The sequence below is a fragment of the Blautia sp. ZXY-1-C6 genome (genome assembly GCF_056339875.1).
Window position 1 is genome coordinate 23,241 of the sequence record NZ_JBWJVQ010000171.1, and the last position, 15,760, is coordinate 39,000.

A 15,760-nucleotide genomic window follows, 5' to 3' on the forward strand; every position below is an offset into this window, starting at 1 on the left:
CCTTTCTTATTGTTTGATTCGTCCGGCTCCGGCAAGGTGCTGTTGCCAGTAGGAGCCTGTCAGGTCTGCGTAACCAATGGGATTTCCGGCATGGTACATCCGGTTATTTCCCACATACAGCCCCACATGGGTGATGTAGGTTCCGGCGTTGTAGGTGGAGTGGAAAAAGACTAAATCCCCTGCTTTTGCTTCGGACAGGGGGATGTGCTGCGTCACATTGTACTGTTCCTGTGCTGTCCGTGGCAGGTTGATTCCTGCCTTGCCATAGCACCACTGCACCAGTCCCGAACAGTCAAAGGAAGTGGAGGGGGAATCGCCCCCATACACATATGTCCAGCCCTCATACTTTAAGGCTTCCTCCATGATAGACTGCATCGTTTCATCATCAAACTGTGCCACGGTCAGATATTGCGATACCAATAGGACATAGAACATATTTCCATAGGAATACCGCCAGCCCCCGTTTTTCTCTACCGCAACAGGGTTGGTGTAGGTGACTTTCTTTCCGCCGGATTTGTCCCTTGCGAAGCTCTCTGCCAGTTCAAAGGTGTATTTTTTCCCGTGTCCTGCCACATAGTCTAGGAAACCGCCGCCGTAATTATAGGATTGAATCACGCTGTTTAAGTCACAGCTCTTTGTTTCTGCCGCTGCGAGCAGTTCCGAGAAATACTTGCAGCCCTGTTTGATGGATTCCTCTGTACTCAGGGAGTTCGGGGGAAGCCCCAGAGATTCCGAGGACTGCATAACGTCTTCCAGCATGCCGCCGGATTCCACCTGAATGATGGCGAGCAGCACATTTAAGTATTCCTCTATGCCATATTCCCTTGCATACTTTTCCAGCATAGGCTTATGGGCGAGGACTTCCTGTGATACGCTCACGCCCCCATAGATAAGGTTTCCGCCGCTTCCGCCGTCTTCCTCATCCGAGAAGACAATCACCACCAAAAGGAGCAGGGAGAACATCATCACGAACACGCCGGAACAGGCAAAGAAAAGGTGTCTTAACTTCATGGTTTCTCCCCTTTCTTCTGTTTGGCAGCCGCTGTTACCGTTTTTGTCCACTCCTTTCTGGCGGTGGTACGCCGGATGGTAAAGTTCGATTCTTTTACCACAGGGGCAGCCCGTTTTCTTTCCGGTATCACAGGAGCCGTATCGTTCTGGAAAGGTCTTGCCGGACGGGGAGCAGCAGGTGTAGTAGTTGTCTTTTGTTTTTCATCTGATTTGTCTGGGGAAGTCGGAGGGACTATCTGGCGTTCTGCCCTTACAGGCGGTATCTGTTCATGGTGGATGGAAGCTGCCTTTACCACCGGAACCGAAGCCCGTTCTGACACAGTTCCCCCATAAGGAACCTGTCCCCGTTCCCTGATGGATGGGGAAACTGGCTGCATGGCTGGTTTTCCTGTATGAGTGGTATCTACATGATGTCGGAAATCTTCCGGCTGCTTTGCAGTAACAGGGCGTTCATGGACGGGAGCCGCCCCTTTGGGGAATTCGGAAGCTGTCTGTTGCGGCTGTTTTGCCTGTTCCAGTTCCGCCCTGCGTTCTGCAATGGTCTGTCTGCGGCGTTCTGCCTGTGCGTTCCGCTGTTCGGCTCTGGCAGTTCGGGTCTGGGTCACGCTGGAAGTAAAATCCCGTACTCCCTCTGATACCTGTGTTTTCCCGTGGTAAAGGGCGTACTTTGCATTGACAGGCAAATCCTTTGCCTGCTCCCGAAGCTGTCCGGCAGTATCGGCTATCTTATCTTTGGTATCTGCCACCGCACCTACCGCAGAGCCAGCCCGTTTCCATGCGGATTCCTTTTCCGGTGCTGCCTGTCCGTCTGGTCTGCTGTGGTCTGCCTGCGTCCGTTTGGAAGAGCCGGAGCTGGAAGCAGTTCTCTGGTCTGAGCCAGCCTGTTTTCCTGCATGGTAGGCAGCCGTACCAGCCCCAAGAGCCGCCACAGAACGTCCTAACTTATGCTGTAAACGGTGCATATGGGCGTGCATGAGCATACGGGGTCTTCGCATGATACGGCTCCCCATGCTTTGGGAATCCCCACTCTGTAAGGAGAACATCCCCATCAAATCCCCCAGCTTGAAATAAATTCCGGCAAAGGTCACTATCTGCAAGAACGCCGTCAGGAAGAACGGGTATTCCCCAGACAGGTTGTAGAGCATGGTGGAAATGCTGAACGCTACCGTGATAATCAGGGTGATTCCGGCTCTGGTAAGGATGGTATTGAACAGCTTTGTAATGGCACGTTTTGACATCCCCTCAAAAGAGGGAACCATGCTAAGGAGGAAGCTCACAGGCAGGAACATGGCGTAGATGATAAAAAGTACCTGTGAAAAAATCATTATCCCCGTGAGCAGGAATACAAAAATGGAGATACCGATATTGAACATGAACAGGAAGAATACGGTTCCCAAGCGGTTGATGGTCTTTGTGATGGTAAGGTTGGTATTTTCCCTGTCTTCGATTTCCTCCGCTACGATTTCTTCCCTGTCCTGCCCGTTGTTTTCGTCTGGACTGGTTGAGAGCAGGCGTTCCACACGGTCAGCCCCAAGGCTTTCCACATCCGAGTTGCCATATTGTAGCAGGAGCCACGGCTGTTTGACCTGAATGGAAAACAGGCTGTCCCGTATCAAATCCACGCTGTCTTTTCCCTGGCTTTCCGAGTTCGGCAGCACAATCTTTGTACCAAGGGTCAGGCTGGCATTGCTGATGTCTGCGGAAAATTCATTGATTTTCCCGATATAATCAGGAGCATAAGCGATAAAGGCAGCGGACAGCACGAACACCACCACGAAATTCACAACGGCATGGATGGCTTTTGTGGTTTCCCGTTTGATAAGCCCTGTGTAGGCAACGTAAAGCCCCACCACCAGAATGAGAATCAGCAGGAACCCGATATAAAATCCCTCCGAGGACAAGCCGCCTGTGGTAACGCCTGCCAAGGTCTGCATATTTTTCCCAATGGAATCCGCCGTAGAGGAAATGAAGTCCAGCGAGTAGGCTTCCTGAATCAGATAGCCCGTGGCGTTGGAAAGGTACAGGCTGATTGTCCAGATAAAATTTGTGATGGCATACAGCCCGTACATCACCTGTTTTCCAATACCGTCCAGCCAGTTCCACGGGAGCCAGTCCCATCCGCTGTCCACATAAAAATCAAGCTGGTAGTTGTCCAGAGGATATTTGCTGTATTCGTTGGCAGCGCCCACCGTATCATCAACCAGTCCGGCAGCGTGGGCGGCTGTGCCGAAGACTGCAAGCAGCAGGAGGATGAGCAGGAGTGCCAGAAGCACTCTGCCAATCACTTTTCCTGCCATGCTCCCGATTTTTTTCAGGGAGGTTTTTCCCTTTGTCCGGCAAGGGACAAAGGCTGTCCCCTGCTGGATGGGCTTTCTTATCTTCATTCCTCCACCTCTTTTCTAACAGGCGGTCTGGTGTCAAAGGCATGGAACAGGTCTTCAAAGATAGGGTGGAACTGTATCACTCCCACACGCCCGTACAAATCACTGATAAGGCACTGTCCGTTTTCCAAGTCACGGAGCCGTTTCTGGTTGTTTTCATCTTCGGAATCCACCCCGAAAAAGGCGAGGGTCTTCTTGATTTCGTTGATGTCCGTGGAACGGAACGCAAACTTTAAGCCCAGATTGTTTTTCAGCTTTTCATCCAGTAAATCGTCCGTGTTCTGGGTGACAAAGTAAACGCCTGCGTTCATGGCACGTCCGGCACGAACCAGCTTCATAGAGAGGGTCTTGCCCTGTGCCACCTGTAAGAAGCTCCATGCTTCATCCAAATCCACAATCTTAAACACGCTGCGGTCGGTATGGATGAAGTCGAGGGCAAAGGTGCTGATTACAATGAGCATTGCCACGGAAAGCAGTTCCATTGTGGTGTATTCTTCAAACGAGGTTTCCTTATCCGGCAGCACCAAATCCGCTACCTGAATGATGTTGAGCTGCTTTTCAAGGCTGATGGACTGTGTGACATCCCCATCCGAAAAGAGCAGGTGTGCAAAGTCATAGTCCGTAAAGGATTCGATATGGTCGGCTATGCTGGTGCTGATGGTGGTTCCCTCCGCCCGTAGTTCCTCAATCACCTTGAAAAGCCCCCGTTCCTCACTGTTTGTCACCGCACGGATGGCTTTCCGAAGAACAGGAAATTTCTCCCCGTCACGGCTGGAAATGCCCGTTAAAAAAGTCAGGATGTCGATTGCCAGTGATTCGGAATCCTTTGGGTTCTCTATAATCACATACGGGTCGAGCAAGCCCCTGTTCTGTTCCTCTGAGGTCAGGTTTACGATATTGATTTCATGGGCGATTTCCGGCAGGGTTTCTTTCCACTGTCCCCGTTCTGCTTTCGGGTCAACAATGAGTGCCTGTGCCCCAAATAATACGGAATAATAGACAATCATGTTGTTGCTGAATGATTTTCCACCACCGAGGGAGCCTACAAAAGCGGCAGCAAGGGCGTTGGTGACGGAGCCTTTTACCCCTTGGCTGGCAAGGGCAGGCTTTAAGTACACGTTTCTTCCTGTATCAAGGCTGTACCCGATATAAATGCCCTCCGGTTCCCCTAACATCTGGGTTGCCCCGAAGCCAAGACCAGCAAGGAAGTCACTGGTGACATACTGGATATAATCGTTCAGATACCGTTTGCTGGCAGGAAGAAATTCCCCATGCAGCCCCAGCATATCCCCAAAGGGGCGAACCAGCTTCACGTTCAAATCGTCATAAAAATCTTTCACCTCATTGCAGCGGCGTTTCAGTTCCTCCAAGTCGGGAGCCGTCACACGCACCACATAGGACAGCTTATACATAGATTCCTTGCTCTGGTCTAAGGTGGATTCCAGCTCATTTACGCTGTCTAAAGCGTCCACCACGTTTGTACTGGTTTCACTGTCATTCTGCCATGCGTGGTTGTCCAAATCTTTCAGTTCTTTTTTCTTGTTCCGCACCGTGGAGAGGGCTTTCCGGTTTGTCACAATCTCCACATTCATAGAGGTATCAATGGGAAAAGTGAATTGCTGCTGCTGATAGTAAAAGATTTCCGAGGATGGGAAGTCCAGTTCCCCTACAATGCTGTTGATGGTAAAGTAGGCGGCATAAACTGTCCCGTCTTCCTGTTCGATTTTCAGATACCGCTGGTTTTCCTCTATCAGACAACGGGTGGGTTTGATGAGGTCATAGTATTTCACCAGCGTTTCCTCCTGAAACCGTTTCTTCGGAAGATAATACTCATAATCTTCGTAGGCGGTTCCGGTCTGCCCGTATAAATGCTCAATCAGATAGCCAAAATCGTCCTTGTTAAGCCGCCGGACTTTGAAGCGGCGTGAGATTTTACTTTCCAGCAGCTTTTCCATCTTCTGAAACCGCCAGATTTCTTCATTGCTCATGGAAACAAAATCCCCCATGAGTTTGTGGTTGACTTCATGGAGGAAATCGGAAACGGCGGTCTTTGCTTCCCTGCGAAACTGCTTCATGGTGACTTCCTGCTCATTGACAAGCAGCTTGAAGCCGATAAAAAAGCGGTAGTCCACCTGATTTTCCCCTATCATGGAAATCAGGGCTTCGGTCTGTGTGTCAATCTTTGCACAGGCAATATCTTTTAACTTGCCTGTTACTTCCTGTTTGGAGCGTTCCTGTGCTGCCCGTATGCTGGATTCGGTGCTGATTTGCAGGGCGTGAATCTTCCCGTCCCTGTTCTGGGCGATAAGCTGCCGGAACGAATCGTGTACCTGATATTTCTGTTCAGGGCTTAAAAAGGAATAGTTGTAGGGAAGCAGCTCATAGTAAGCGAAGCACTCCCCGTCATGGTTGAACACAAGGTTATTTTCGATATATTTAATCGGATATGCCATAAATATCACTCCTTACTGCCGTGATGGGCTGTGCCGGATATTCCTTTTCCAGCTTCACGGGCTTTCCTGCATAGGTCAGTTTCGGGCGTACCAGATATGCCAGTACGGATTTCAGGAAGCCGTAAGGCTTCTTCCCGTCAAAGGTCTTCTGGCACATGAACCAAGTGAGGGCAAAGGGTACGCCGAAATATTTCAAAAATGCCCCGTCAATAAACGAAAGGGGAGGGAGGTTCCCCAAGAGCATCACTGCAAATACCGATACCACGAACCACGCCATCTGTGTGAACGTGATGGGGAATGGCAGCTTAAAATCATTGATGGAATAGAGTACCTTTTCCACCGACCAGATACTGGTATAGCTTCGTATTTTCTTCATGTTGTCCGTCCTTTCTAAAAGATGAGGGCAGCAAAAGCCGCCCCTGAATCAAAAAATCCGCCTGCATTTCTCAAGGAGATACAGACGGGTCTACCGTAAGATTTCATATACGCCGTGGTTCGTGACAACAAAGGTTCCCTCCAATTCCATGTCACGCCCATAGGCGGCATAGTCGATATAGTTTTGTAAGTGTGCCGGAAGTTCTCCGAGCTGTCCGCTTTCTTCCAGATAGTAGCGAGCCACATCCGCCATATCGTCACAGCCAGAATGGCAGATAATATCGTCTTCATGCTCACAGAGTTCTTCGATACTGCCAAAATAGGATTGCAGCTCTGATAGTTCCTCCTGAATGTACTCCGGTAAGTCCTCCACCATTTCACACAGGCGGTTGACTTCCTCAATGGGGGTATATTCGTCAATCTCAAAGGGCAGCTCATAATCATGGATGGCGTATTCCTCATACTCATCATTCAAACCGATACGTTCCTTGACTTCCTCAAAATCCACAGGTGGCGTGAACCATGCCCCTACCAGTTCGCCCTCATTGTATTTGCCTAAGTTGGCAATGTAAATCCGCATTTCTTCCAAGTTCCTCCACCTCCTTTTAGCGGTAAAAAAAGATACCATTGTCCGTAAACAGGTAGTTTTCGCTGGTTTCCAGTTCCCGACCAATGGCAGCGTAGTCGATATGGTTCAACAGGTCTGGATGTACTTCTCCGAATACCTGAACCTCCTGTACCAGATAACGGGCGAGGGATTCCCCGTCCTGTACCGGATAATAGCGTATCTGGTCTTTGTGGTCGATAAATTCCGTAAAGCTGGGAAACCACCGCTTTTGTACCATATCCATTTCATAATAGAGGGGCGTTCCCTGCATTTCCTGTACCATCCGGCAAAGGGCGTTGATTTCCCAGAGCCTTGTGTTGCCCTCCAATGGAAACGGCAGCTCATAGTCTTCAATTTCGATTTCTTTCTCACTCTGAACCCCAAGACGTTCCCTGATTTCTTCAAAATCCACAGGACAGGAAAACCATGCCCCAGGGTATTCCTCAAAATCCTCATGGTAAAACCGTGTGGTGTTCAGGATGTAGATTCTCATTTCCTCAATCTGTATCACGTCCTTTCTTAGAACAAAAAATGGCAACTAACTTTGTTTGTCAGTTGCCATTTTTCTAATAAAATATTCGCTTTAATTCTTCATCACTATTGATTTTTTTAATTACCCAAGGTTGTAAAAAATAATTGATTTGTGGGTCTAACATACTTACTAAATGAGTTTGTCCGGCAGGGGTTAATATTTGTAAATGTTGAAGTTCTATTACTAATCCATTGTTCATGGGTAATGGCAGGGTGTGAGTTGGTTCACGTAAAAACTCCCGAATGATTGTCACCTGTTCTGGTGTCATATTTTTCAAATATTTAATCTGAGCAGTTCCTAATCTCTTTGAAGCATACTTGTCATAAAAGAAATGAAAAATTTTAGATAGTAATAAAACTATTAGTAAGGCTGTGGAAATCACAAAAACAATGCCTATTGTAAAACCATATTTTTCTCGAAAATTTATAATATAAAACTTTTGGGCTAACTTTTGAGGCAATAATAATAATGTACCACTGGCAATAGATAAAGCTCCTAAAATGTTCGGTGGTAATTTCAAAAAATCAATAAAATCCTTCATACATTTCCTCCACTTTCAATTACTATATAAAGAAATTATACCACCATTCTTAGTTTATCTCAATTATCATACGCTATCATATTACATCTTCTTTCTTTTGGGGAGTTACGCTCCCCAAGCCCCTAGTGGACTTCCGCCATGAAGCAATCAGAGCTTGCTCCATAACGGAAGTGTAAAATGGGTTTTTCTATGCACCGATAATCTTATTGAACAGTTCCAGTAAGATGTCCTTTACACCGTCCGCATTGAAGACCAGCCCAACCGCTACAAGGGAAACTACCAGAAAACCGATAAGTTTGGAAAATTCCCTCTTAAATCCGAGGTACAGTCCAATCACCACGATTGCCAGCAGCACAAGGGACTGGGCGTTGGATAAAAACCAGTTGTAAAGATTTTGTCCGAAATTCATAAAAGCTCCTTTCTTTCCTGTAAGAGTTCTTAGGTTCCAAGATTGCCGCCGTTAAAGCACCACCTCCTTTGCAGCGGCGGCTTGCTGCTTCAGGATTTTTTCGTGCTTCTCCGTCAGCCTTGCATGGGTGATGATGTCATGGACAATCTGGGTATGGTTCATCTTATCCAGACGGAGAGCCAGCTTTAACGTGGGGGCTACCTGATGGGAGAGCCAGTGCAGGGTGCGTTCAAAGGAATAGGGTTCCGGTTTGGTTGTCAGTTTCAGGATTCCTCTGTGTTCCCCGATAAACCACGCCCATTCCTCATTGATACGCCAGTCAGAACGGGGCTTTGTATCGTCCCTGTCCACGAACCGGACATAGCGGTTGATGATTTGAAAGGCTGTCCGTTCTGGATTGTCATGTTCTAACAGGTCACGGATGGCGTAAAAGGCACGCTCATTTTTCAGCCGGATTTCAAAGCGGTTCTTTACCTCTGCGTCCGCAATGGGAATATCGTGCTTTTTGTACTGCTCATAGTCCTTTTCATAAATGCAGAAGTACACCTCACTTTGGAGGGAGCCGATATACAGGGTGTTCCCCATACATTCTTTTTCCCCACGCCGTACCAGTTCGCCGCTGCGGTAGCTTTTGAAGCTGCGGAAGACCGAGATACATTCCTCATTCCGGCACTTCTCTGTCAGATGGGGAATGTTCAGGATTCCCGTTTTGTCATTGATGGAGAGGTCAAGCCGCTTCATCACGCCGTCTTCCATGAGAACATCCATGAAAAACTCATACCAGCTCCGTTCCTGTGCCAGCAGATAGCTTTCAAACTGGCGGCAGCCACGCCCTTTCAGTTCCAGCAACACCCCTTTTTCCAGTTCCGGTGATACCAGAACGAAAATATCCCCCAGATAGTAATGCTCTGTGTAAGAGTAGAAGCCGTAGTCTTCATGGATAAAGTAGGGAAGTTTTAGCCGCAGCACGTCTTCCACGATATGTTTTACATCCGTAGTGGGGAAGCGAATCCGCACATAGTCAAAGAGCATTTCAAGGGGAGCGTCTGGATTGAAGCGTTCCAGAGCTTCCGTGATGGTTTCCTGTAATGCTTCGGATGGGTGAGCCTTGCCTGTTTCAATATCGCTCAGGTACGGACGGGTGATTCCGGCAGCTAACGCAAGTTTCTGTTGTGAGATACCATAAATTTCCCGTTTCTCTTTGATGTCCCGTACCCATGTTTCTTCATTCAGTGAAAATCCCTCCTGTCTAAAAAAGCGTATGTCAACTTTCAGAGCCTTGTTGACATACGCCGGATATGGGAAAATCCCTTGTGTACCGTGGGATTCTGCCCTGTTGTTTGATTGTTGTCTGTCGATTTGTACCCCTCTGTTAGATACGAGGGGTTTATGCTGGCGTGCCTTGCGGCACACCAGCCACAGCAGGTCAGTCCGTTTCTGCGGCTTTCGCTTTGCACGCCGCCTGCACTCCCTGCCTGCTGTCTATGAGCTTTTTAATTTCTTTGAGGAAATCGTGTCCTTTTGGTACAAGAGGCGTGTAAAACTCCGAGATAACGCTGGTTCCCACATCCACATAGCCACGCCCTTTTATCTGCTTTAGAAAGAAGTCCTTTGTGGTTTCCCCGAACATCATCCCATAGCCCATTTCCGACATCCGCCCCAGAGCCACACGGAAATTAAACTGGTCACGGATTCCATCCCCCAGATACTTTGCGTCCGGACGCTGGCAGGCGAGAATCAGGAAGAAGCCTGCCTGCCGCCCGAGCATAACGATTTGCTTTAATTTGTTGAGGACGGCGGCGTTTTCCTTTGTGCCGAGCATTTCCATAAATGCCACATATTCATCAAAGATAAGGAAATGTGCCGGAAGTCCCAAGTAAGCGTAGTTTTCCCCTGTCCGGTAATTCTCCATGAGCTTCATGTCTTCACTGCGTTTCATCATTTTTTCATAGAAACGGTCAATGCAGGCGAGCATATCTTCCTTTTTGTAATACACATCCGGCATAACCGTCTGTAAATCCGCAAGGTCGGCGTTCTTTGGGTCTAACACGAACAGGACGGCGTTGGTGCGGAGCAGGGCTTCAATGAGGGTCAGGATGAAGTAGGTCTTTCCGCCGCCGGTTCCTCCGGCAATGAGCATATGGGGGAGCTTGTCATACTCCCACCAGACATTTTCCATAAGCTGGAGCCTGCCGTCCTTTGCCTGCACGTCCTCAATGGAGATACGGTTGGCAATGGTGTCATAGAGCAGGGTGTACTCCACATAGGAATCCTTTAATTCCTTATCCGTCAGCTCACAGTACAAGCCGCTTTCCAGCTTTTTCTCCAAGTTTAAGAGCTGTTCCTGATATTTTCCCAAGGTGATTTCTACACGGATATGGAGCAAGCCCTGTTTCATCCGGTAGTAGATTTTGGGAAAGTAAGTGATGGTTTTCTTTGGAACGGCTAGAAGACAAGCCCTTGAAAAAAGCGTCTTCCTTTCTCTGTTCCGATTCATACCACTTGTTTTCCAATACCATCCTTGCCAGCTTTTGGCGGTGGATGAGCTGCTTTACTTCATCCCTGCGGTATCGCCAGAACAGAAGAACGGCTGTAAGACACACCGACCCTGCCATGCCCATACTAAATAACAGGTAAGGGATGTTTACATCCTGTAATATCTGGGAAAGGGACACTTCCTGCCAGTTGGTTCCGGCAATCTGCCCTGTATGAAACAGCAGGACAACCAGCAGGAAGACAGGGAACAGGGCGGCAAGGGCAGTATGGGACACAAGGTCTTTATCCGTGGGACGGATACGTTTTCCACGGGGGAAAAGCTGTTTCATGGGAACAATCCTCCTTTCATTTTTTTATGTTCCTGTTATTTTACAGGGGGAACGTCTTTCTTCGGCGTCTGCGGATTCATGGCAGCCCCTTTTTTCAGGACAATATCCTCTGCCTTGATGTACCAGTCCACCTCTGCTCCCTGAAAGGTAGCCGTTGCCACGGTATCTGCCACAGGACTGATAAGTTCTACCTCTGCGTTGTAATCGAACTCCTTTAACGGCACGCTGGCAGGGATGGAAACCTGAATCATACGTCCCTGTCCTCTGGATTTTAAGTCATAGGTACGCTCCTTGATTTCTTCTGATACCGAGCCGTCTTCATTCTGGAGGTGAACCTCACGGCGGAGGGCAGAAAATTTCAATGCCCCGAATGTTGCTTCCTTGTCAATCACGATTCCGTTTGCTAATCTCATAGTCTGATGTCCTCCTTTTCCTTACGCTTTTACCATATCGTCAGCGTGCAAAATGTAGTTGGTAAAGCCCCTTGTGCCGATTTTATAGCCCTCTGCGGTGATACGGGGATTGACGAGCTTCACACGTTCCTCAAAGTCAAAATGTTTTTCTCCGGCTTCGGCAGGGAGGATAACCACAATATCATCCGCCCTCTGTACGTCTGAATACAGATTGAAGCTGCGGGAGAGTACCGCCATGCGTCCGTTGATTCTTCTCTGTTCTGTTTTGTCTTCTCCGGCAAACTCCAAGTTGCCGAATGTTTTTTCCATGTTGGGGATAACGAATTTTAATTCCATATAGATGTACCTGTCCTTTCTGAATGTTGTGTTTGATGGTTGTTTTCGGGTTCTGGTCTGGAAGCGGAGGGGAACGCTCCGGCGGTGGTGATTTCTTCGTGGTATCACATCCTTTCTGGTTTTAGGGTAAAAAAATAGACGCTCAGTTTTGAACGTCTATTCCCTATTTAGTTTTGCAACTAATTTACATTGAGTTGTATGTTCTGTATATTGATAATTGTCATATTTTTTTCTAAAGGTGTGAGTTTCGGAATTAAATATGTGAACGCTTCCTTCTAATTTATCTAACATATCAGCAGCTTCGTCAGAAGAAGTTCTAATTACATAATCAGAATACAATAAGTATGTTGATGATTCACGACCTATTCTAAAAAATTCAATAGGGTTAAAAAAAGTATCTTTTAAATTTGGTGAGATTCTTTCATCATCAGGTATTGCTATTGTATAATCTACGGAAAATATTTTTGAAAATCCTTCTATTTTTTCGAGTATATAATCTGTATCATAGGAAGTTTTTGAATAGAATGTTTTGTTTAAATAATAAATATTGAGTAGAAATAAGGCAGCTAAAGCCTTAATTAAACATTCTAAATTTGCATATCTAAAAAATTTTACTCTATCATGTTTTATTTTATTATAGGCATAATACCAAGACCAGATACTTTTAGTCTTTCCGTTTAACGTATATGTTTTATCTTTGTTAAACGGAACAAGCTTAACATCAAATATATTTTCATTACAGTTATCTAGGTCAAACGACACATATTTTTTTGATAAAAGAAATATGTGTTCAAGTTTTTCAAAATAGTCGTTAAAATATACCACTTTGCGTATATGTTTATTTTTATCATAGAATTTAATTTTTTCACGTTTGCACAACTCTTTAGATATGTTTTCTATTTCAGAAACTGTTCTTAAAAGTAATTCGGAAATTTTAATTGAATAAGTTTTTAACTGTTTCTTGTCAAAGGTTATAAAATAGCTTAATTCGTTTAACTCTTTTTCTAACTGTTTATATACAGGAAAAAATAAATTTTGTTGCATACAGTGCCTCCTAATCTTAAATTATAAAATATTATACCATTTTTTTGAAAAGTGAAAATTGTTTTTAAAAATAATCCTAAAATATATTTTATAATTCTAAGTTTAGTACCAGTATGTTTTAAAGGAAAAATAGACGCTCATTTCTGAACGTCTATAAAGGAAAGATATTGAGGTTTGCTGGTTTATACTATAAATCTGGATGTACTTCGATTGCATTTTTATTGCATTTTTTATTTTTTTTCATATAGATTTTAGTGGTTGATAGTTCCTGAAAATGCCTTAAAATCAATGATTTTCACTTATATGGCATACTGTCTGTCTGGAATTTGAGTAAGGTAAAAACAGCGGGAAGCCAGTATTTATGCGGCTTCCCGTTTTTTGTGCTTGCAAAATGCTTGCAGTTTTTTGAAAATTAGATTTTTTGAGAGTATGTGTGATGTAGAGGGCTGCTGGGAGGCTGTCCTTTTTGCTATGTTAAGTTTAATTAATCTCTAAATTATATTTTTTGTGAAAAAAAGTTGCATAAAAAATAATTAATGATATAATAATGATAAGTAAAGAAGAAAAGTGACTTGGAGGAATGAGCCATGATTATAGAGATAAGAGCAAAAAACTGTTATGCATTTGAGGATGACATTACATTTTCGATGAAAGCAGATATGCGAAATAAAAAATTTGAAGCAAATGTTCACAAAGAGAATAATTTTAATGTCCTTAAAACGGTAGGAATATATGGACCAAACAATGCTGGTAAAACATGTCTAATCAAGTGCATTAGGGCAATAAGAAATGTACTTTTAAATAAGAAGAATGGACTAATGCCAAATATATTTACTGATAGTGATGTATGCGAGTTAGGTGTTACATTTATGGCATCTGGAAGAAAGTTTTCTTATGATTTTAAGTATGATGCAGAAAAAGAAGAATATATATATGAGTCATTTTTGGAGATATTTAAAGATCAGTACAACAACGAAAAGGAAGTTTGTTGGTTAAAAAAAGATACTGTTAGTGAAATATATGAGTGTATTGATGAATCTGTTCAGAATATGATTTCAGTTGTATCGAAGAATAATTTGCTATGCTATGTGGTAGATACAAGTAAATTCGAACATATCAATGAGATGAAGCAGATTCTTGTCGGATTTGCAGAAAAAATTGATATCATCAATATGAATAACATACCTATGCAGCACACGATTGAACTTATGAAGAATAAGAATCAGTTACAGCAAAAGGTTGTTGAGTTCATAAAAAATGCTGACTTATATATGGATAATTTTGAATATGTGGATATGGATAAGATACAGCTGAAAACTGGTGAAGGTGACGAGAAGCCAGATGAGAAAGTGCTTGATATTCCAGAGAACATTATGGATCAAATCAGATTGGTTTCTACTTATAAGGGAGTCCATGTGCCAAGTATGATGTTTGACTCCACAGGAACAAAGAAGATTGCAGCTATTGCCAGCTATGTAATTGAAGCACTTGAACAAGGCAGGATTTTAGTCGTGGATGAGTTGGATAGCAGTATTCATTTTAAGCTTACCAGGGCAATTGTTGCTATGTTTAATAATGAATTGAATACAAGTGCACAGATGATATTTACAGTACATGATATAAATCTTATGGATTGCAAGAGAATGTTCCGAAAGGAGCAGATTTGGTTTGTTCATAAGGATGAAGAAGGTGTGTATGTATATTCTCTTGCTGATTTTACTGCACAGCAGGGAGTGAGAGATACGACAGATGTTATGGAAAAATATAGGAAAGGTGCACTTGGCGCTTTACCTGATCCAGAATTGATTAACTCTTTGCTTAGCATTAAAAGCGGTGTAAAGGGGGATGATGCCGATGCCAAATAAGCTCCCTAGGTTTTTTGATAACCATAAAATTTGTATTATCTGTGAAGGTAATGAGGAATATGAGTATCTGAATCGATTAAAAAATTTAAAAGTATGGAACGAGCAATATGATATTTCATTGGTAAATGCCGGTGGAAATGGAAATATCCCGGCGAGGTATCAGGATCGATATCAAAATGGAGCAGATAAACTTGTGCTGGTGTTCTGTGATACGGAAAAGAAACCACATGAGCAGTATGAGGACATTAAACGTAAAATTAATGAGTTTCATGGTGTGGATAGTGCAGCGAATGAAGTGATTATGTTTGGTAATCCTTGTACGATGCAGATTATATCTAAGCATTGGACAGATGAAAATTTGAAATCTCCTGCTAAACCGGTAAACGCTCCTTTGATTAAAAAATATACCAGAGTTGAAAATTACAAAGGAAGAGCAGACCAGATTGAAGAGGTTATGGAATACGTTACTGTGGAGAATTATAAAGATATGAGTCGACGAGTGAAAGATTTGGATTCAGATGATTCTGTTACTGGTAGCAGTAATTTTGGAAAGTTCATAAAGCTGTTTGAGAGTGATGACAGTGGGTGGATTGAGAAGATTAATGAACAAATAGAGTAGTATAAGGAGAGTACAAAAGTTATATTATGAACAAAGTAAATGTGATAAAACAAAATTTGGAGTTCATAGGTAAAACGTGGATTAAGTATATTGGTACATTTGCAAGTATATTATCGCTTTTCTTTTTGTTTTGGACTTGGGATGATATACGCATTACGTCAACACAATATAAATGTGTGATAATAATATTATTATGTGTGCTTGCGCTCATACTTGCAATTCTATGGACGTGTATTTTTAAGAGAACAAAGACAATTTGGGAAAGTCCATCTGGGAAAATAAAAGTATGTTATTCTGATATTATGAAAGATGGGTTTGACAAAAGGAACAAGGAAGAAAAGTTATTTGT

Annotated in this window: 14 protein-coding genes and 2 pseudogenes; 3 read left to right on the forward strand and 13 right to left on the reverse strand. The window is 44.2% G+C overall.

Features of this window, described 5'->3' with window-relative positions; translation table 11 throughout:
• Positions 1–6 precede the first annotated feature (6 nt).
• From AC075J_RS08775 to AC075J_RS08835, 13 genes and pseudogenes are all read right to left on the reverse strand, one after another.
• The gene (locus AC075J_RS08775; RefSeq protein ID WP_476390245.1) at positions 7–1,011 is read right to left on the reverse strand and encodes a bifunctional lytic transglycosylase/C40 family peptidase; all 1,005 of its coding nucleotides are present in this window, start codon (positions 1,009–1,011) and stop codon (positions 7–9) included.
• Positions 1,008–3,395: a CD3337/EF1877 family mobilome membrane protein gene (locus AC075J_RS08780; RefSeq protein WP_476390246.1), complete on the reverse strand. Its 2,388-nt coding sequence runs from the start codon at positions 3,393–3,395 to the stop codon at positions 1,008–1,010. Before AC075J_RS08780 ends, AC075J_RS08775 begins: the two co-directional genes overlap by 4 nt.
• On the reverse strand, positions 3,392–5,845 hold the full coding sequence (gene tcpF / locus AC075J_RS08785) for a conjugal transfer ATPase TcpF (RefSeq protein ID WP_476390247.1): 2,454 nt from the start codon (positions 5,843–5,845) through the stop codon (positions 3,392–3,394). The genes AC075J_RS08780 and tcpF overlap by 4 nt, the downstream gene beginning before the upstream one ends.
• Positions 5,829–6,221, reverse strand: a complete 393-nt coding sequence (locus AC075J_RS08790) for a conjugal transfer protein (protein ID WP_005427021.1) — start codon at positions 6,219–6,221, stop codon at positions 5,829–5,831. Before AC075J_RS08790 ends, tcpF begins: the two co-directional genes overlap by 17 nt.
• Before the next feature lie 90 nt (positions 6,222–6,311).
• Positions 6,312–6,800: an antirestriction protein ArdA gene (locus AC075J_RS08795; protein ID WP_180958843.1), complete on the reverse strand. Its 489-nt coding sequence runs from the start codon at positions 6,798–6,800 to the stop codon at positions 6,312–6,314.
• Positions 6,801–6,825: 25 nt separating this feature from the next.
• The gene (locus tag AC075J_RS08800; RefSeq protein WP_117761233.1) at positions 6,826–7,320 is read right to left on the reverse strand and encodes an antirestriction protein ArdA; all 495 of its coding nucleotides are present in this window, start codon (positions 7,318–7,320) and stop codon (positions 6,826–6,828) included.
• 73 nt (positions 7,321–7,393) lie between these two features.
• The gene (locus tag AC075J_RS08805) at positions 7,394–7,900 is read right to left on the reverse strand and encodes a superinfection exclusion B family protein (protein ID WP_011861920.1); all 507 of its coding nucleotides are present in this window, start codon (positions 7,898–7,900) and stop codon (positions 7,394–7,396) included.
• Positions 7,901–8,087: 187 nt separating this feature from the next.
• Entirely contained in the window at positions 8,088–8,309 is a 222-nt protein-coding gene (locus AC075J_RS08810) for a hypothetical protein (protein WP_002570387.1), read from the reverse strand.
• Positions 8,310–8,360: 51 nt separating this feature from the next.
• The gene (gene mobT, locus AC075J_RS08815; protein WP_118770902.1) at positions 8,361–9,584 is read right to left on the reverse strand and encodes a MobT family relaxase; all 1,224 of its coding nucleotides are present in this window, start codon (positions 9,582–9,584) and stop codon (positions 8,361–8,363) included.
• 151 nt (positions 9,585–9,735) lie between these two features.
• Positions 9,736–11,134 (reverse strand): annotated as a pseudogene (locus AC075J_RS08820) (FtsK/SpoIIIE domain-containing protein).
• Positions 11,135–11,169: 35 nt separating this feature from the next.
• Positions 11,170–11,547 (reverse strand): YdcP family protein, encoded by a 378-nt coding sequence (locus AC075J_RS08825; protein WP_118770851.1) that lies wholly within the window; start codon positions 11,545–11,547, stop codon positions 11,170–11,172.
• Positions 11,548–11,568: 21 nt separating this feature from the next.
• Positions 11,569–11,883, reverse strand: coding sequence for a YdcP family protein (locus AC075J_RS08830; protein ID WP_002578441.1), 315 nt, complete (start codon positions 11,881–11,883; stop codon positions 11,569–11,571).
• Positions 11,884–12,039: 156 nt separating this feature from the next.
• Positions 12,040–12,927, reverse strand: coding sequence for a hypothetical protein (locus AC075J_RS08835; RefSeq protein ID WP_117761147.1), 888 nt, complete (start codon positions 12,925–12,927; stop codon positions 12,040–12,042).
• Positions 12,928–13,514: 587 nt separating this feature from the next.
• Between AC075J_RS08835 and AC075J_RS08840 the strand changes: the two genes are divergently transcribed.
• From AC075J_RS08840 to AC075J_RS08850, 3 genes and pseudogenes are all read left to right on the forward strand, one after another.
• Positions 13,515–14,792, forward strand: coding sequence for an AAA family ATPase (locus AC075J_RS08840; RefSeq protein ID WP_476390248.1), 1,278 nt, complete (start codon positions 13,515–13,517; stop codon positions 14,790–14,792).
• Positions 14,782–15,411 (forward strand): hypothetical protein, encoded by a 630-nt coding sequence (locus AC075J_RS08845; protein WP_476390249.1) that lies wholly within the window; start codon positions 14,782–14,784, stop codon positions 15,409–15,411. Before AC075J_RS08840 ends, AC075J_RS08845 begins: the two co-directional genes overlap by 11 nt.
• A gap of 26 nt (positions 15,412–15,437) precedes the next feature.
• Positions 15,438–15,760 (forward strand): annotated as a pseudogene (locus AC075J_RS08850) (macro domain-containing protein); the annotation flags it as partial.